This window comes from Microbacterium sp. Z10_103, assembly GCF_058310455.1.
Genome location: NZ_JBZEGK010000001.1, coordinates 3,089,066 through 3,106,193, shown reverse-complemented (window position 1 = coordinate 3,106,193; position 17,128 = coordinate 3,089,066). Strand labels below are relative to the sequence as shown.

The following is a 17,128-nucleotide window of genomic DNA, read 5'->3' as shown; positions in this document are numbered from 1 at the left end:
TGTGGTCGGTACTGACGAAAACGGCCTGTTCCCACTTTGACTCTCCCTCCCGCTGCTTCCTAGAGTCGCCAAGTCGGCCACTGGCGGCCGAGCGAGAGAGGGCCCCGATGACGTCGTACTCCCTGTGGATGCTCGAGTATTCGCACTGTCTGGAGCAGCCGATGGGGTGCATCTTCTACGGGGTGTGGGACGGCTCGACGCGCATGTTCGCGTACTCGTACGTCTACGTCGAAGGCGCCGGTCACAAGATCCTCGTCGACGTCGGCCACGACAACCGCGGCTCGAACAAGGCCTACAACGACGTGAACGACATCGTCGACTTCCAAGCCCCTGATGCGGTGCTCGCGAAGGTGGGCGTCAAGCCCGAGGACATCGACACCGTCATCCTCACGCACGCTCACTACGACCATGCCGGCGCGGCACGCTACTTCCCCAACGCGACCTTCTATCTGCAGCGCGTCGAGTTGGAGAGTTCGCGATGGGCCCTGGAGAACGCCCACCTCTACGCCTCGATCATCGGCGCCCTCGACCCTGAGGATGTGTCGATGCTGGAGGAGATGGCCGCGGATGGGCGGCTGCGCCTCCTGGACGGACCCGTCGAGAACCTCTTCCCGGGCCTGCACATCCGTACGGCGCTGGATACCCACACCATGGGCGGGCAGTACGTCGTCGTGGACGACGGCGACGACAGCTGGGTCATCACCGGTGACGCCATGTACTCCTACGAGAACGCCGAAGGGATCGGCGGCTCCGGTGTGCCGGTGAACATCGGCTTCGGCGGGGGCAGCGGGTGGCGAGGGCTCCAGATCATCGACGAGATGGCCCGCACCGCCCGCGACACCGACCGACTCGTCATCGTGCACGAGTACGACACGTTCCGGCGCCACCCGTCGCGCACGTACGAGGACGGCCTGAGCGTCGCCGAGCTTCTGCTCGCGTCGGGGGTCCCCTCGCGCATCACGACCCGGGACCCCTCATAGACGACTGGGCACCCGAGCCCGGATCATCCCCACCACCAAGAAGGAGAGAAATGCGCAAGAACAGAGCGGTTCTCGCTACAGCGCTGAGCGTCACGGCCCTGATGGCCCTGTCGGCCTGCAGTGTCCCGAGCGAATCGGGCAGTGAGCCCGAAGCCGGCGGCAACGCAGGCGACAGCACCCTGCTGGGCATCGTCACCATCAGTGCGACCGATGCCAACAACGCCCGCGTGATCGCGGGCGCCACCGAGGCGGCGGAGGAGGCCGGCTGGACCGTCGAGGTGGTGGATGCGGCAGGAAACGCCGACCAGGCCAACACGGCCATCCAGAACTTCGTGAACAAAGACGCCGGCATGATCTTCGACCTCGTGTTCCCGACGACGTCTCTGGGTGCGGGTCTGACAGCAGCGGAGCAGGCCGGCATCCCGGTGGCGACGTGGGGCGGCGGCGACGGCACCGGAGTCGTCCTCACCGCGGGAGATGGAGCGCCCTTCGCCGAGCCGGCGACCCAGGCCCTCATCGAATCGATGGAGGGCGAGGGCGAGGTCCTGGCCCTGACCTACCGCACCGGCCAGGTCTGCCGCGACCGCGAGGTGCTCTTCGATGAGATGCTCGCCGAGTCGGCGCCGGACATCACCGTGACCAAGAACGAGGTGAACATCCCCGGCTTCCTCCAGGACGGCGCACGTTACGCCAACGCCTGGATGGCCGCCCACCCGGCAGGCAGCAAGAACCTGGCCGTCTGGGGATGCTGGGAGGACCCCACCCTCGGCGCCATCTCCTCCATCAAGCAGCAGGGGCGCACCGACATCCTGACCTATGGGATCAACGGCTCCAGCACCGCCATCAAGGCGGTTCAGGATGGCGAACTGACGGCGACGGTCTACGAGGACGCGTTCCTCGAGGGCCGCACGATGTTCGAGACCGTCCTCGCCGCGATCGAGGCGGAGGACTTCACCCCCCAGCGGATCGACGTGCCGGGTGTGCTGGTGACCTCGGAGAACATCGACGAATTCCTCGAAGAGCACCCGGAAGCGCTCGATTGATGAGCGCATCCGTACTACCTCCCCGTGTCGCCGACGGGCGGCACGGGGAGTTCCCCCCGCTCCTGTCGGTGCGGGAGATCAGCAAGAGCTTCGGAGGCGTGCAGGCGCTCGCCGGCGTCAGCTTCGACATCCGCCCGGGCGTCGTTCACGGATTGATCGGCGCGAACGGTGCAGGCAAGTCCACGCTGATCAAGTGTCTTGCCGGCATCGAGACGCCCGACTCCGGGGAGATCCTTCTCGAGGGCGAGCCGGTGCGCATCGTGACGCCCGATGACGCGTCCGCTCGGGGGCTGGCATTCATCCATCAGGAGATGAGTCTCATCCCCGGCTGGAGCGTGCTGCGGAACATGATGCTCGGTCAGAAGCCGCCCACCACGGTGGGGCTGATCGACTGGCGCCCCGCTCGCGAACGGGCCCGCCGGGTCGCGGAGCGCCTCGGCATGCGCTTCAGCATCTCCGCGAACGTCGACGACCTGAGCACCGCCGACCAGTGGCTCGTCCTCATCGGGCGGGCGCTGATGCGGGACGCGCGCCTGATCGCCATGGATGAGCCGACGGCGTCCCTCTCGGCGGAGGAAGCCACCCGCCTGCACGCGATCATCCGCGAGCTGGCGGCCTCGGGGACGGCGGTCGTCTTCGTGTCGCACCGACTGGACGAAGTCAGCGAGCTCTGCGATGACGTCACCGTCTTCAAGGACGGCGCCGTCACCCGGCGCACCGTCGCCGAACGCTCCTCCAAGGCCGACCTCGTGCGCGCCATCGTCGGCCGCGACATCGAGATCGCGGAGCACGGGCACGAGCCCGCGCCCACCGGATCGCCCGTGCTGGAGGTGACGAGCGTCAGTGACGCCCGTCTCGTGCGGGGCGTGTCTCTGACGGTGCATGCGGGAGAGGTCGTCGGGCTGGGCGGGCTCGTCGGCGCAGGACGCACCGAGGTCGCACGTCTCATCTACGGCGAGGCCGCGCGCACCGCGGGGTCGATCCGTCTGGACGGCCGTGAGGTGCGGTTCCGGGAGCCGGCCGACGCCGTGCGCGCGGGAATGGGCCTCGTGCCGGAGGAGCGTCGCTCAGAAAGCCTCTTCCTCGACCGCTCCATTGACTTCAACATCAACGTGGCCAAGCTCGCCGGCCTCCGCTGGTCGCGGGTGTGGCCGCTGCTCCGGCTGAGGGCAGGGCGCAAGCGCGCCCAGGCCATCGCCCGCGAGGTCACCGTCAAGGCACGCGACGTCAGTGACCCGGTGGGCTCCCTGTCCGGAGGCAACCAGCAGAAGGTGGCCATCGCACGATGGCTGCTCGATCAACCGCGCCTGCTGATCCTCGACGAACCCTCCCGCGGCGTGGATGTGGGCGCCCGCGCGGAGGTGCACCGTGTCGTCCGTGAGCTCGCGGCGCGCGGGACCGCGGTGCTGGCCATCTCCTCAGATAACGAAGAACTCGTGGGTCTGTGCGACCGGGTCCTGGTGATGGCAGAAGGCCGCATCACGGGCGAACTCGTCGGACCGGCGATCACGACCGATCGCCTCCTCTCGCTCAGCTTCGAGCGGGAGAACGGAAAGGACGCAGCATGACCTCGACCACAGCCGACCCGGCGGCGCAGCCGACCGGCTCCAGCCCGGTGGCGCCGGCGCCGAAACCCCTTCGGGCGAAGAGCCGCGCGGGCAACGTGGCGCTCCTGATCGTCTCCAAATACGGCACGCTCATCGCGATGGCGCTGATGGTGATCATCTTCGCCCTCCTCGTGCCCAACGGGGCGTTCTTGAGCCCCAACAACCTGCTCAGCATCGTCAACCAGTCCGCCCTGACCGCGATCATCGCCTGCGGCCTGACGATGGTGCTCGTCGTGGGGGAGTTCGACCTGAGCGTCGGATACGCCGCGAGCCTTGCCGGCGTGCTGGTGACGGGACTGATCGCCAATCAGGGCCTTCCGCTGATCCTCGCCATCCTCGTCACCCTGATGGTGGGCGGCGGAATCGGCGCAGTGAACGGTGTGCTGGTCACCAAAGCCCGGGTCAACGCCGTCGTCGCGACCCTCGGTGTCGGGACGATCCTGACCGGTCTCGCGTTCGGTTACACGGCGGGGTCTCCGATCACGCAGGTTCCGGTCGAGTTCACGTGGATCACGCTGGCGCGTTTCCTGGGCATTCAGAACCCGATCTGGTTCATGGCAGCGGTCGTGGCTCTCCTGTGGATCATCCTCAACCGCACGGCGTCGGGTCAGCGCATTCAGGCGGTGGGGGCCAACACCAAGGCCGCACGCCTGGCAGGCATCCGCACGGACCGGTCGAAGATCACCGCGTTCGTGATCGCGGGCGTCTGCGCCGCCATCACCGGCATCCTCCTCGCCTCGATCCTCGGAAGCGGCACCGTCAGCGCCGCCGACGGCTACCTCATGGACTCCTTCGCCGCCGTCTTCCTCGGCTCCGCGACGCTCCGCGACGGAGAGTTCCACATCGTCGGAACCCTCATCGGGGTCCTGGTGGTCAGCGTCGGCTTCAACGGGCTTGCTCTGCTGGGAACTCCGACGTTCTGGCAGTTCATCTTCAAGGGCGGAATCCTCGTTCTCGCCGTGGCCCTGTCCACCGTCGCCCGAAGATACGCCCGCGCCTGAACTCGCCCCGCCATCGAAAGGATCCACGGCATGACCGCTGTCTCGTGCGTCCTCGGGGTGGATGTCGGCACATCCAGCAGCAAGGGTGTGCTCGTCGACATCTCCTCCGGCGAGGTCCTCGCGTCGCAGTCGATCGCGCACGCCGTCTCACGGCCGCGCCCCGGCTGGGTGGAGATGGACGGGGAGGTGTGGTGGGAGGAATTCGTCGCCCTCACACGCTCGCTGTCGGCGGCCGTCCCGCACGCGACAGTCCGGGCCGTGGGCGTCAGCGGTATGGGCCCCTGCGTTCTGCTTACCGGCGACGACGGACGCCCCGTGCGGCCCGCCATCCTGTACGGGGTCGACTCGCGCGCAACGGCACAGATCGAACGGATGACGCGCGAGCTCGGTGAGGAACACATCACTGCGGTGGGCGGCTCGGCGTTGACCACGCAGGCCGGGGGACCCAAGATCGTCTGGGTCGCCGACGAGGAGCCTGCGATCTCCGCCCGCGCACGCCGGCTCTTCATGCCGGCATCGTGGCTCAGTCATCACCTGACGGGGGCGTACGTCCTCGACCACCAATCGGCGAGCCAGATGACGCCGTTCTATGACATAGAGAGTGCCGCCTGGTACGAGCCGTGGTGGGAACGGTACGCCGCCGGAATCGAGATGCCCGATCTCGCCTGGGCGGGCGACATCGTCGGGCGCGTGACCGCGGCTGCATCCGAGACGACCGGACTCCCCGCCGGCGTACCGGTGATCGCGGGGAGCATCGATGCCTGGACGGAGGCGGTGAGTGTCGGCGCGCACGGGGACGGCGATCTGATGCTGATGTACGGCACGACGATGTTCCTCATCGCCACGGGCACGCAGACGCTGCGGACGCCGTCGATGTGGACCACGGCGGGCGCGTTTCCCGGATCACGCAACCTCGCCGGTGGCCTCGCGACCTCCGGCGCGCTCACCGGGTGGTTGGCGGACCTCACCGGCGCCGACTATCCGGTCCTCCTTGCCGAGGCGGAGGAGTCCGGCCCGGGTGCGCGGGGACTGCTCACGTTGCCCTATTTCGCGGGTGAGCGCACGCCCATCCTCGACCCGGATGCGCGCGGCGTGATCGCCGGTCTCACCCTGGGCCATGGCCGCGGTGACCTGTACCGGTCGGCGTTGGAGGCGACGGCGTTCGGTGTGCGCCACAACGTGGAGACGATGCGGGCGGCGGGTGCGGACGTTCGCCGGGTCGTCGCCGTCGGCGGCGGGACGCAAGGCGCCTTGTGGCTGCAGATCGTCTCCGACGTGACCGGTCTCGTCCAAGAAGTTCCGCGTACGACGGTCGGCGCCAGCTTCGGAGCGGCCTTCCTGGCCGCGACCGCGGTCTCCGACTCGCCCCCCGACATCAACCTGTGGAACCCCGTCGTGTCCACGGTCCACCCAGACCCCACGGTGGGGGGCCTGTACGACGGCCTCTTCGCCGACTACCTCGACCTCTACTCAGCGACGACACCCGTCGTCCACACTCTCGCTGCCCGACAGCGAACGGAAGGATCCCCCTCGTGAGCACGTACACGTTGCCAGCCCCCCTCGTCCGACCCCAGTCCGCGCCGCAGACGGCGTACCTGATCGCGAGCGGCGATCTGCGTGAATCCGCCAACGTCGCCGGCTGGACGACTCAGGTCGAACTGGAGGCCGGCGTCACCGGCGTCCTCAACGATCTCGGTTGGGCTGTCGTGCGCGCGAACGAGGTCGACCCGGCCACGGGTCACGGGTTCATCTCGAGTCAGCGGATGGGGCTGGACGTGTTCACGCGGATACCCGTGGACGCCCCCCTCATCGTCGCCGAGGCGGTGTGGCAGTACTCGCACCACGTTCTGGCCGGACTGCGCACACACCGTGGCCCGATTCTCACCGTCGCGAACTTCGCCGGCGACTGGCCGGGACTCGTCGGGCTGCTGGGACTCAACGCCGGCCTCACCAAGATGGGGAAGGACTACGCGACCATCTGGTCGGTGGATTTCACCGACGAGTGGTTCGTTCGAGGCATCCAAGAGTGGACGCAGACCGGTCGCATCACCCACGATGCCTCCCACGTGCGGTCGCTGCCGCCGCTTCCGGACTCGCCCGAGACCGAGCTCGGACGGGCACTGGGCGACCAGCTGCTCGCCGAGAAAGCGATCATCGGCGTGTTCGACGAGGGCTGCATGGGCATGTACAACGCCATCTTCGACGACGAGCTGCTGAACCCCACCGGGATCTACAAGGAGAGGCTGTCCCAGTCGGCGCTGTACGCGGAGATGCTGCGCGTTCCCGACAGCGAGGCCGACGACGCATTCGACTGGCTGCTCTCGCGGGGGATGACGTTCCGGCTGGGAACGGACGAAGCCACCGAGCTCACCCGCGAACAGGTGCAGTGGCAGCTCAAGATGTACATCGCCGCGCTGCGGATGGCGGATGACTTCGGTTTGGATGCGGTGGGCATCCAGTACCAGCAGGGCCTGAAGGACCTGGTTCCGGCGTCCGACCTCGCCGAGGGCCTCCTCAACTCCACGGAGCGGCCGCCGGTATTCTCACGCGATGGCGAGCGGGAACTCTTCGCCGCCCGCGCTCTGCCTCACTTCAACGAGGCCGATGAGGGCGTCGCCGTCGACGCGCTCGTGACCGACCGGGTGTGGACCGCGATGGGTCTCGTGCCCGATAACACCCTTCACGACGTCCGCTGGGGTGAGGATTACGACGGCCGCTTCGTGTGGGTGTACGAGATCTCCGGCTCGGTGCCGGGCTCCCACCTCGGGGGATGGGACCGGGCCGAAGGCTGGCGCCAGGACCCCGTGTTCTTCCCTGCGGGAGGCTCGACCGTGAACGGCGTGTCCAAGCCCGGGGAGCTGGTCCTCTCGCGCGTGTTCATCGCCGAAGGGGTGCTGCAGGCCGACATCTTCCGGGGTACCGCCATCGAACTCCCGGCCGCGGAGACCGAGAGACGCAAGCGCGCCACCAACCCCGAGTGGCCGATCGCCCACGTCGTCCTTCACGACGTCTCCCGCGACCAGTTCATGGCGCGGCACAAGGCGAACCATGCCCAGGTCGTCTACGCACCGGATGCGGAGACCGCCGATAAGGCGCTTCTGGCCAAAGCCGCCATGTTCGACCGGATGGGCATCGCCGTGAACCTCGTCGGTCGAGTGGCCGGAATCTGAGGCCGGCATGCTCTTCGGCATAGATCCGCTTCTCAGCGGCGACCTCCTTCGCCACCTCGACCACATGGGCCATTCCGACCTCGTGGTCATCACGGATGCCCACTTCCCCGCCTTCCGGCTCGGCCGTGCGGTCGTGGAGGTCGCCGCCGACGCGCCCCGCGTGACGCGGGCCATCCGCACGGTCCTCACACTGGACGACCTGGATCCGGTCACGCTCATGCGCTCGGGAGAGACGTGGAACGCCGCGCAGGAGGAGATCATCGCGGCGGCCGACGTTGCGGAGGGCGCGGCGCGCGCCGTGGACCGCTTCGAGTTCTACGAGATCGCGGCATCCGCGCAACTCGTCGTGCGCTGCGCCGAGACCCGGACCTTCGCCAACGCGATCCTGAGCAAGGGGGTCATCCCGGCGTACGCCGATGCGCTGGGGCGCTAGCCCGCCCCAGCGCCGTCCCGCGGATGCGGCCTCCACGGTCATCCCTGGGAGTGAACGGCTTCCCGCCGAACGGACGGGTAAACCGCGCGGGAAGGTCGTGCAATGGACACGAGGCCGTGCATTCGCGCCCCGGGGCGGATCAGGGGTCGAGGCGGAGGATGTTGGCGGATTCGTCGAGCGACAGGTCTTCGACGACCCGGAGTGATCGCGCGATCGCGTCGACCGCGCCGAGCACCGTGCCGAAGCGCTCGCGGTCGGAGCATACGGCCGTGAGCGAGACGAAGGACGTGCCGGTGTCCCACGTGTAGCTCGCGAAGGGCGGCGTGCGGGGATCGCTGGGGAGGTCCATCACGAGCTTCTCGCCCACGCCGAGGTGCGGGTTTCGGAAGTCCTCCGTGTCGTCGTACTCCATGGGCATCGAGGCACGGGCCGCCCGCAGCTGCGGGGTCGCCTCCTGCAGCTGGGCCATGGCCACGAGCAGCTCGGGGTCTTCCTTCCACACCCACACGAGAACCCGGCCGTCGGCGCGGCGGAGCAGCAGGGGCGTCGCCTGGCTCATGGCCCACGCCAGGAAGCCGCTCCCCGGCCGGTCGCCCGCCCCGATCGCCCGCCCGGCCTGGCTCAGCAGCATCCGGATCGCCGCCTTGCGATGTCTGCGTCCACGGAACCCGAGGGATCCGGTGACGGGCACCCAGAGGGCGGGATCGGCGTCGGCCTGCAATCGCGGCATGACTCCAGGGTAGGACGTGCGGGTGCGCTTCCGGAGCGTGGGAAAGTGCCTCGGGTACAGTGGCCTTGCGCATGCACCGCACCGTGCGACCCGACCCGCCGCACAGATAGGCAGCCACCCGCCGTGACCACCCCTGCGACGCCTGACAGGACCGACGCCGCCCGCCCTCTCACCATCGTGGTGGGCTGCGATACCTTCTCTCCCGACATCAATGGCGCCGCCCGGTTCGCCGAGCGCCTGTCGGCCGGTCTGGTCGAGCGCGGCCACGCCGTCCATGTGATGGCGCCGAATGGGCAGTACCGTCACACGCCGCCGCACACGGAGGTCATCGAGGGACAGCCGATGACGCTGCACCGGCTTCCCTCTGTGCGCTGGCTCCCGCACGACTGGCTGCGCTTCGTCTGGCCGTGGCGCACGAAGCACTACGCGCGCAAGGTACTGGATGCGGTCAAGCCCGACGTCGTGCACATCCAGTCGCACATCGTGATCGGTCGCGGGCTCACCCGCGAGGCCCGCAAGCGCGGCATCCCGGTCGTCGCGACCAACCACGTGATGGCCGAGAACATCATCGACTTCACCGCGCTGCCCGACGCTCTCAACGACGTCGCGCTGAAGCTGGCGTGGGCCGACGCCAAGCGCACCTTCGACCTCACGCGCGCGGTGACCACGCCAACACGCAACGCGGCCGACTTCCTCGAGTCGACGATCGACATCACCGGGGTCATCCCGGTCAGCTGCGGGATCGACCGCCGCAACTACACCGCCGACCTCACGCCCCGCACCGAGAACCGAGTACTGTTCGTCGGCCGGCTCACGACGGAGAAGGGCATCGACGTCCTGCTGAAGGCGTTCGCGCGCCTCGACCCGTCCCTGGACGCGTCGCTCGACATCGTCGGCGGCGGCGACCAGCGCAATAACCTCGAGCAGCTCGCCGAGCAGCTGGGGATCTCCGACCGCGTGACCTTCCACGGGCCGGCCCCGGAGGACGAGCTGCGGGCGCTGTACACGCGCGCGAGCGTCTTCGCCATCGCCTCCATCGCGGAGCTGCAGTCCATCGCGACCATGGAGGCCATGGCATCCGGCCTGCCCGTCGTGGCGGCCAACGCCGTGGCTCTCCCGCACCTGGTCCACGACGGTGAGAACGGCTACCTCTTCGAACCGGGCGACGACGAGGAGATGGCCGCGCGTCTCACCGACGTGCTCACCGCGACCGCGGAGGAGCGCGTGCGGATGCAGCAGGCATCGCTCGACGGAGTGGTCATCCACGACATCGAACGCACCCTCGACACGTTCGAAGCGCTGTATCGCGGCACACCGCTGCCGGAGTAGAACGTGCACGTCGTGATGTTCGGCGACCAGCACGTCGAGTCATCCGGCGGTGCCCAGGTGTCGATGCGGCTGCAGCGGCGATTCCTCGAGCGCGCGGGTCACACCGTGACCGTGGTCGCCCCCCGCATGCACGGCGGGGGATCGTCCGACGAGCCCGACCCCGCCTACGTCGACCTTCCGTCGGTACCGGTGACGGTCGATCGCGAGTACTCGATGAGCTGGCCCGGCGCGCGCACCGACCGATTCGTGGATGCGGCGATGGCACGCCGCCCGAGCGTGGACCTCGTGCACGTTCAGGCGGACTTCTGGGGTGCCTTCATCGGGCACCGTTTCGCCCGGCGGCACGGGCTTCCCGTCGTTCACACGATGCACAATCGGGTCGACGTGGGCATCGCGGCTGTCGCGCCCTTTCCCCGTCTCGTGCTGCGCGTGCTCAACTCCTGGGCGCGCCGCGTCCTCGACGCGGAGATGCGGACTCCGGATCCGGGGCGCCGGGATGCGGCGGGGTCGGACGGATGGGCGTACCTGCGGAGGCTCGCCGCGGGAGCGGATGCGGTGACCGCCCCCTCGGCGCACTTCGCGCGGCGCCTCGAGGCCCACGACGTGTACCCGTCGGTCGACGTGGTGTGGAACGGGATCGACGATGACGTGCTCGACGCCACGCGTGCCGCGCCCCGCGCGGAGCGCACCGCGGGTCCGCCGCGGCTGGTCTGGGTGGGCCGGATGAGCGCGGAGAAGCGGCTCCTGCCCTTCCTCGACGCCCTCGCGGCCTCCGGTGTCGTCGCCGACGTCGAGGTGATCGGCGGCGGGGGACAACTCCGCGCCGCTCGGCGGCTCATGCGGCGGCGTCGGCCCGCGGCATCCGTCCGCTTCGCCGGTCGCCTGCCGTACCCCGAAACACTGCGCCGCATCGCGGCGGCGGATGCGGTGGTGCAGACCTCGATCGGATTCGAGACGCAGGGCATGACGGTGTTCGAAGCCGCTTCGCTCGGAACGCCCTCGATCGTCAGCGACGCCGACATCGCGGCCGAACTCGGATCGGGCATCTGGCTCGTCGCCGACGGTTCGCGAGAGGCGCTCGCCGCCACTCTGCGCCGCGCGGCAGACGACATCGGTTCGCGGACGGCGCCCGTCCCCGAACCGCGGATCGCGGAGCTCTTCCGTCAGTCCTCGCGGACGGCAGCGATGGTGCAGGTGTACGAGCGCGCCATCGCCCGGCGGGCGTGATCCGTCAGACCAGGTTCAGGACGCCCGGGTAGATGAGGCCCCACACGAGGGTCGAGAAGAGCGTCGCGACGCCGATCCCCACGCCGATGCCCGCGAGGGTGTGCGGGCGGCCGCGCTGCGTGAGCCCGATGACGCCGAAGGTGATCGCGGTGATCGCAAGAAGCCCATCGAGGACAGCGCTCACGCCGCCTGCTATGGCCAGCGCTTCATAATCACCGCTGGCGACCATGGACACCTGAACGGCCAGCTGCACCATCATCGAGAGCAGGATCACCGCGCTGGCGAGAATCGACACCAGCCCGAACGGGTTGCCGCGGCGCGGTGACGCTGCGGGCTGCGGCGCGGGGGCGCCGGGATGCTGCGGCGCGCCGGGATGCTGCGCGCCGGGGGCGCCGGGGGCGCCGGGGGCGCCGGGATGCTGCGCGCCGGGCGCGCCGGGGGCGCCGGGATAGGCGGAGGGGGGCCCGGCCGGGTACTGCGGCGTTGCGGTGGGGCGCGGGAGAGGTTGGGCGGGTTGCTGCGCCGGAGCGGCCGGGTGGCCCGCCGGGGGCGGAGGCGCGGCCGGCATCTGCTGATCCGAGCCGTAGGGCGGAAGGCCGGGCGGTCGAGAGGGCTGGGCGGGCGGCGAAGCGGGCGGAGTGGTCACGGATCCTCGATTCTGCGGGCCTCGAGTCTACGGAGGCCAGGACCCCACCCGATCAGGCCTGCGCTCGAGCGTGCACACCTCTCCTTGCGGGTCGCGGCGCGCGAGCCCGCCGCGCGACGTGGAGCCGCGGCTGGGGCAGAGGGGAATCGAGGGAGGGGATCGGAACCCGCGCGGCGTCGGTGGGGACCGCGCGGTATCCGTCATGGGAAAGGCCGGCGATCGTCGCAACGACCGCCGCCACGGCGAGAGCGGCAAAGGCGAGGAGGATGAGCATGGCAGAAACACTACGATTGCGTGAATGCTGCCACGAGTGGCAGCATGGCCATACCCCGCACGATCTGCCACATCGAGGAGAGCCATGAGAACCGTCGCCGTGATCGTTTCAGACGGGTTCGCGCCGTTCGAATTCGGCCTCGCCTGCGAAGCCTTCGGGCTCGATCGCACCGACGACGGGGTGCCCCGCTTCGACTTCCGTGTCGTCGCACCCGAGGCCGGTGTCGTGAGGTCCAAGCTCGGCTTCTCGCTGAACGTCGAGAACGACCTGTCGTTCGCCTATGAAGCCGACCTGGTCGTCGTCTCCCCGACTCCTCGCGAGTACTGGGCACACACCGACGATCGGGTGCTCGATGTGGTGCGGCACGCGGTCGACCGCGAGGCGTGGGTGCTGAGCGTCTGCAGCGGCTCCTTCATCCTCGCCGCCGCCGGAGTGCTGGATGGGCTGCGCGCGACCACGCACTGGATGTACGCACCCACGATGGCGGCGATGTACCCGCGGGTCGAGGTCGACCCGGATGTGCTGTACGTGCAGGAGGGCCGCATCATCACGAGCGCCGGCACCGCGGCGGGCCTCGACGCGTGCCTCCACCTCCTGCGTCAGGAGCTGGGCGCGGAACTGGCGAACAAGATCGCGCGGCGCATGGTGGTGCCGCCCCAGCGTGACGGCGGTCAGGCGCAGTTCATCGACCGACCGCTGCCGGCCGCGGCATCCCAGTCGCTGGCGCCGGTGACCGATTGGATGCTGCAGAACCTGCGGGCCGACCTCTCCGTCGAGCAGCTGGCTGCCCGGGCGCACATGTCGCCGCGCACCTTCGCGCGCCGGTTCAAGGCGGATTTCGGCGCGACGCCGGCGGCCTGGTTGACGCGCCAGCGGATCATCCATGCCCAGCGCCTGCTGGAGACGAGCGATCTCGGGCTCGACCGGGTCGCGTACGAGAGTGGATTCGGGTCGGCAGCCGTGCTGCGGCAGAACTTCTCCCGCACCCTGGGCCTCACACCCACCGCCTACCGCGCACGGTTCAGCTGCGTCCCGGAGGCGGAGGGCGCAGCATCCGCGGCCGTGGCTCGCGAGGCCGAAATGGCTCGCGAGGCCGAGGTTGCGCGCGACTCGGACCTCGTGCCGGTCGCCTGAGCGCTCCGGCGCGAGCCCGCCCCCGTCTCGATGGGCGGGCGGAGGCCAGGTGCGCCGGACTGGTGGATGGACTCCTCGACTGCTAAACTTGAGTCAAGAACGCTCAAGTTTTGAGCACCACAGGTTTCAGGAGACACATGAACGCCACACAACAGCCCGGACAGGAGGAGTCGCAAAGCCCCCTCGAGCAGTTCGGCATCAACCTCACCGACCGCGCCCGTCAGGGCAAGCTCGACCCCGTGATCGGACGCGACTCGGAGATTCGTCGGGTCAGCCAGGTGCTGACGCGCCGCACCAAGAACAACCCGGTCCTCATCGGTGAACCCGGCGTCGGCAAGACCGCCGTCGTCGAAGGTCTCGCCCAGCGCATCGTCGCCGGCGATGTCGCCGAGAGCCTCAAGGGGAAGGAGCTCGTCGCCCTCGACATCTCCGCCCTCGTGGCCGGAGCGATGTATCGCGGGCAGTTCGAGGAGCGCCTGAAGAGCGTGCTGAAGGAGATCACCGAATCCGACGGCCGCATCATCACGTTCATCGACGAGCTGCACGTCCTCATGGGCGCAGGGGGCGGCGAGGGTTCCGTCGCCGCCTCCAACATGCTCAAGCCGATGCTCGCCCGCGGCGAGCTCCGCATGATCGGTGCGACGACGCTCAACGAATACCGCGAGTTCATCGAGAAGGATGCCGCGTTGGAGCGCCGTTTCCAGCAGGTGTACGTCGGCGAGCCGAGCGTGGAAGACACCGTCGCCATTCTGCGCGGCCTGAAGGAGCGCTACGAGGCGCACCACAAGGTGGCGATCGCCGACGCTGCGCTGGTGGCGGCATCCTCACTGTCCAACCGGTACATCCCCTCGCGGCAACTGCCCGACAAGGCCATCGACCTCATCGACGAGGCGGCCTCGCGGCTGCGGATGGAGATCGACTCGGCACCGCTGGAGATCGACGAGCTGCGCCGGCACGTCGACCGGCTGAAGCTGGAAGAACTCGCCTTGAAGCGCGAGAAGGACGACGCGTCGAAGGAGCGCCTCGCGGCGCTGCGCGAAACCCTCGCGGGCGAGCAGGCGCGCCTGAATGAGCTGCAGGCTCGATGGGAGCACGAACGTGCGTCGCTGAACCGCGTCGGCGATCTCAAGACCCGCCTGGATGCTGCGCGCGTCGAGGCTGAGCGGGCCCAGCGCGAGGGCAACCTCGAGAAGGCGTCCCGCCTGCTGTATGCCGACATCCCCGCCCTCGAGCGCCAGCTGATGGCCGCCGAGCAGGAGGAGCCCGCGGGCGACCGCATGGTCAACGACCAGGTCACGGACGAAGACATCGCCGCCGTCATCGCCGCGTGGACGGGAATCCCGGTCGGCCGGTTGCTGCAGGGCGAGACCGAGAAGCTGCTGCACCTCGAGGCCGAACTGGGCAAGCGCATCATCGGACAGAAGGAAGCGGTCAAGGCCGTCTCCGACGCGATCCGGCGCTCGCGTGCCGGTATCAGCGACCCGGGGCGCCCGGTCGGCTCGTTCCTCTTCCTCGGCCCGACCGGGGTGGGAAAGACCGAGCTCGCCAAGGCGCTCGCGAACTTCCTCTTCGACGACGAGCACGCGATGGTCCGCATCGACATGTCGGAGTACGGAGAGAAGCACTCCGTCTCGCGGCTGGTCGGCGCCCCTCCGGGGTACATCGGCTACGAGCAGGGCGGACAACTCACCGAGGCCGTGCGCCGGCGTCCGTACAGCGTCGTGCTGCTGGACGAGGTCGAGAAGGCGCATCCAGAGGTCTTCGACATCCTGCTGCAGGTGATGGATGACGGCCGCCTCACCGACGGCCAGGGTCGCACGGTCGACTTCACGAACGTCATCCTGGTGCTCACCTCGAACCTGGGTTCGCCGATCCTCATCGACCCGACCCTGTCGATCGAGCAGAAGCGCGAGCAGGTGCAGGGGCTGGTGCGGCAGGCGTTCAAGCCGGAGTTCATCAACCGTCTCGACGACATCGTGATCTTCCAGGCCCTCACCGAGGACGACCTGGCGCAGATCGTCGAACTCGCCGTCGATGCGCTGCAGCGGCGCCTGCGCGAGCGCCGGCTCACCCTCGCGGTGACCCCGGACGCGCGTGCGTGGCTCGCCGAGCGCGGATACGACCCGATGTTCGGAGCGCGGCCGCTACGCCGCCTCATTCAGTCGGAGATCCAGGACCGCCTCGCCATGGCCATCCTCGCGGGGCGGGTGCGCGACGGCGACGTCGTGCGGGTCGATGTCGCCAGCGACGGTTCGTCGCTCGCACTCACCACCGACGGCCCCTCCGTGGTGCCCGATGTGTCCGACGACGACGAGGTGATCGAGGCCATCCTCGACGACTGACCCCTCCTGCTGTCGCGAGAAACGACATCCTGGGCGAGACAGGACGCGCTGCGTGCTTTCTCAACTCGGATGTCGTTTCTCGCGTGCAGGGTAGCGTCGGGGGATGCGGCGCATGCGGGTGATCCGGGCTCTGTGGGGCTCGACGCATCCGGGCCCCACCCTCGTCGTGACGGCGCTCTCGCTCGCGCTGGGCATCGCTGCGGGGTTGGAGCCGTGGCGGCTCGTGCTGCTGGTCGTGTCCGTTTTCAGCGGACAGGTCTCGATCGGGCTGTCGAACGACGCCATCGACGCGGGCCGCGATCAGGCCGTCGGCCGCACCGACAAGCCGGTCGCCGCGGGCGTCGTCTCCGCGGGCGGCGCGCTGGCGGCCGCTGTGGGCGCCGTCGTGGTGGCTCTCGCGCTGTCGGCACCGCTGGGCGCCGGGATGCTGGCCGCTCACGCCGTCGCGCTCGCGTCGGCGTGGGCGTACAACGCAGGGCTGAAGGCCACGCTGTTCTCGATCGTTCCGTTCCTTGTGACGTTCGGGCTCTTCCCGTCCCTGGCGACGCTGGCGCTGCCTTCGGCGGCCCTCGCGCCCGCCTGGGCCGGGGTGGCCGGAGCGGTCCTCGGAGCCGCGGTGCACCTGACGAACGTGCTGCCGGATCTCGAGGATGATCGCGCCACCGGCATCCGCGGCCTGCCGCACCGGCTCGGTGCGCGGTGGAGCGCCGTCCTCGCGGCGGCCGGGGTCGGAGGCGGTGCCGTGGCGGTCCTCATCGGATCATCCGGGGGAGAGTTGACCGCCGTGCCAGTGCTGGGTTGGGGGTTCTTCGCCGCTGCGGTGGGGGTCGCGGTGGCGACACTCGTGCGGGTGATCGTGCGACCGCCGGATCGGACCGTCTTCCGTCTCGTGATGCTCGCCGCGCTGCTCTTGGCCGCTCAGCTCGTCGCCACCGGCGCCGCCCTGACCGCATAGCGACGGCGGGCGGAGCGACGCTTCGTCTCGCTGCGCTCGCTCAGCGTCCGGGAAGGGAGCGCTGCGCTCGCTCAGCGTCCGGGTCGGGGAGTGTTCTCCGGTGTGGCCTGCGGACCCTGAGCGAGGGAGCGCAGCGACCGAGACGAAGGGTCGAGGGCGTGCGACGCTGACGCTTCGTCTCGCTGCGCTCGCTCAGCGTCCGGGGAGGGGGCGCTGCGCTCGCTCAGCGTCCGGGGAAGGGGGCGTGGCGCTTGCTC

The 17,128-nt window shown here is 69.4% G+C and carries 15 protein-coding genes; 12 read left to right on the top strand and 3 right to left on the bottom strand.

Translation table 11 applies throughout. The annotated features are described in order from the left end of the window. The first annotated feature begins 107 nt into the window (after positions 1 to 107). Genes AC4FS2_RS15015 through AC4FS2_RS14985 form a run of 7 tightly spaced genes read left to right on the top strand, consistent with a single transcriptional unit; the run spans position 108 to position 8,234 of the window. Positions 108 to 980 carry an N-acyl homoserine lactonase family protein gene (locus AC4FS2_RS15015; protein ID WP_491155505.1) on the top strand — a complete coding sequence of 291 codons (873 nt, stop codon included), beginning with the start codon at positions 108 to 110 and terminating at the stop codon, positions 978 to 980. Between the two features lie 50 nt (positions 981 to 1,030). Continuing rightward, entirely contained in the window at positions 1,031 to 2,023 is a 993-nt protein-coding gene (locus AC4FS2_RS15010; RefSeq protein ID WP_491155506.1) for a sugar ABC transporter substrate-binding protein, read from the top strand. Continuing rightward, entirely contained in the window at positions 2,023 to 3,591 is a 1,569-nt protein-coding gene (locus tag AC4FS2_RS15005; protein ID WP_491155508.1) for a sugar ABC transporter ATP-binding protein, read from the top strand. Before AC4FS2_RS15010 ends, AC4FS2_RS15005 begins: the two co-directional genes overlap by 1 nt. Further along, positions 3,588 to 4,631, top strand: coding sequence for an ABC transporter permease (locus AC4FS2_RS15000; RefSeq protein WP_484534150.1), 1,044 nt, complete (start codon positions 3,588 to 3,590; stop codon positions 4,629 to 4,631). The genes AC4FS2_RS15005 and AC4FS2_RS15000 overlap by 4 nt, the downstream gene beginning before the upstream one ends. Before the next feature lie 30 nt (positions 4,632 to 4,661). Next, the gene (locus AC4FS2_RS14995; protein ID WP_491155510.1) at positions 4,662 to 6,167 is read left to right on the top strand and encodes an FGGY-family carbohydrate kinase; all 1,506 of its coding nucleotides are present in this window, start codon (positions 4,662 to 4,664) and stop codon (positions 6,165 to 6,167) included. Further along, positions 6,164 to 7,801 carry a fucose isomerase gene (locus tag AC4FS2_RS14990; protein ID WP_491155512.1) on the top strand — a complete coding sequence of 546 codons (1,638 nt, stop codon included), beginning with the start codon at positions 6,164 to 6,166 and terminating at the stop codon, positions 7,799 to 7,801. Before AC4FS2_RS14995 ends, AC4FS2_RS14990 begins: the two co-directional genes overlap by 4 nt. 7 nt (positions 7,802 to 7,808) lie before the next feature. Further along, complete coding sequence (locus tag AC4FS2_RS14985) at positions 7,809 to 8,234, top strand: RbsD/FucU domain-containing protein (protein ID WP_491155514.1); 426 nt, start codon at positions 7,809 to 7,811, stop codon at positions 8,232 to 8,234. Positions 8,235 to 8,373: 139 nt separating this feature from the next. Here the strand turns inward: AC4FS2_RS14985 and AC4FS2_RS14980 are convergent, their stop codons facing one another. Then, the gene (locus AC4FS2_RS14980; protein WP_491155516.1) at positions 8,374 to 8,964 is read right to left on the bottom strand and encodes a hypothetical protein; all 591 of its coding nucleotides are present in this window, start codon (positions 8,962 to 8,964) and stop codon (positions 8,374 to 8,376) included. A gap of 123 nt (positions 8,965 to 9,087) precedes the next feature. On the opposite strand from AC4FS2_RS14980, the gene AC4FS2_RS14975 reads away from it, so the two are divergent. Beyond that, a complete protein-coding gene (locus tag AC4FS2_RS14975) occupies positions 9,088 to 10,293 on the top strand; it encodes a glycosyltransferase (protein WP_491155517.1) in 1,206 nt (401 codons plus the stop codon). Between the two features lie 3 nt (positions 10,294 to 10,296). Then, complete coding sequence (locus AC4FS2_RS14970) at positions 10,297 to 11,520, top strand: glycosyltransferase (RefSeq protein ID WP_491155519.1); 1,224 nt, start codon at positions 10,297 to 10,299, stop codon at positions 11,518 to 11,520. 4 nt (positions 11,521 to 11,524) lie between these two features. Here the strand turns inward: AC4FS2_RS14970 and AC4FS2_RS14965 are convergent, their stop codons facing one another. Continuing rightward, on the bottom strand, positions 11,525 to 12,166 hold the full coding sequence (locus AC4FS2_RS14965) for a hypothetical protein (RefSeq protein WP_491155521.1): 642 nt from the start codon (positions 12,164 to 12,166) through the stop codon (positions 11,525 to 11,527). Positions 12,167 to 12,218: 52 nt separating this feature from the next. Then, positions 12,219 to 12,440 (bottom strand): hypothetical protein, encoded by a 222-nt coding sequence (locus AC4FS2_RS14960; protein WP_491155523.1) that lies wholly within the window; start codon positions 12,438 to 12,440, stop codon positions 12,219 to 12,221. Between the two features lie 84 nt (positions 12,441 to 12,524). Here AC4FS2_RS14960 and AC4FS2_RS14955 point away from each other — a divergent pair, with 84 nt between their 5' ends. The 3 genes from AC4FS2_RS14955 to AC4FS2_RS14945 all read left to right on the top strand — a co-directional run bounded on the left by AC4FS2_RS14955 (position 12,525) and on the right by AC4FS2_RS14945 (position 16,871). Next, positions 12,525 to 13,574, top strand: coding sequence for a GlxA family transcriptional regulator (locus AC4FS2_RS14955; RefSeq protein ID WP_491155525.1), 1,050 nt, complete (start codon positions 12,525 to 12,527; stop codon positions 13,572 to 13,574). 137 nt (positions 13,575 to 13,711) lie between these two features. Beyond that, positions 13,712 to 15,916 (top strand): ATP-dependent Clp protease ATP-binding subunit, encoded by a 2,205-nt coding sequence (locus AC4FS2_RS14950; protein ID WP_491155526.1) that lies wholly within the window; start codon positions 13,712 to 13,714, stop codon positions 15,914 to 15,916. Positions 15,917 to 16,019: 103 nt separating this feature from the next. Continuing rightward, the gene (locus AC4FS2_RS14945) at positions 16,020 to 16,871 is read left to right on the top strand and encodes a UbiA family prenyltransferase (RefSeq protein WP_491155528.1); all 852 of its coding nucleotides are present in this window, start codon (positions 16,020 to 16,022) and stop codon (positions 16,869 to 16,871) included. Positions 16,872 to 17,128 lie beyond the last annotated feature (257 nt).

Excerpts from the sequence above, each read along its gene's own strand:
- AC4FS2_RS14960 (WP_491155523.1), bottom strand. The coding sequence starts at position 12,440 with ATGCTCATCCTCCTCGCCTTTGCCGCTCTCGCCGTGGCGGCGGTCGTT.
- AC4FS2_RS15005 (WP_491155508.1), top strand. The coding sequence starts at position 2,023 with ATGAGCGCATCCGTACTACCTCCCCGTGTCGCCGACGGGCGGCACGGG.
- AC4FS2_RS14945 (WP_491155528.1), top strand. The coding sequence starts at position 16,020 with ATGCGGCGCATGCGGGTGATCCGGGCTCTGTGGGGCTCGACGCATCCG.
- AC4FS2_RS15015 (WP_491155505.1), top strand. The coding sequence starts at position 108 with ATGACGTCGTACTCCCTGTGGATGCTCGAGTATTCGCACTGTCTGGAG.
- AC4FS2_RS14995 (WP_491155510.1), top strand. The coding sequence starts at position 4,662 with ATGACCGCTGTCTCGTGCGTCCTCGGGGTGGATGTCGGCACATCCAGC.
- AC4FS2_RS14955 (WP_491155525.1), top strand. The coding sequence starts at position 12,525 with ATGAGAACCGTCGCCGTGATCGTTTCAGACGGGTTCGCGCCGTTCGAA.
- AC4FS2_RS15000 (WP_484534150.1), top strand. The coding sequence starts at position 3,588 with ATGACCTCGACCACAGCCGACCCGGCGGCGCAGCCGACCGGCTCCAGC.
- AC4FS2_RS14985 (WP_491155514.1), top strand. The coding sequence starts at position 7,809 with ATGCTCTTCGGCATAGATCCGCTTCTCAGCGGCGACCTCCTTCGCCAC.
- AC4FS2_RS15010 (WP_491155506.1), top strand. The coding sequence starts at position 1,031 with ATGCGCAAGAACAGAGCGGTTCTCGCTACAGCGCTGAGCGTCACGGCC.
- AC4FS2_RS14980 (WP_491155516.1), bottom strand. The coding sequence starts at position 8,964 with ATGCCGCGATTGCAGGCCGACGCCGATCCCGCCCTCTGGGTGCCCGTC.
- AC4FS2_RS14950 (WP_491155526.1), top strand. The coding sequence starts at position 13,712 with ATGAACGCCACACAACAGCCCGGACAGGAGGAGTCGCAAAGCCCCCTC.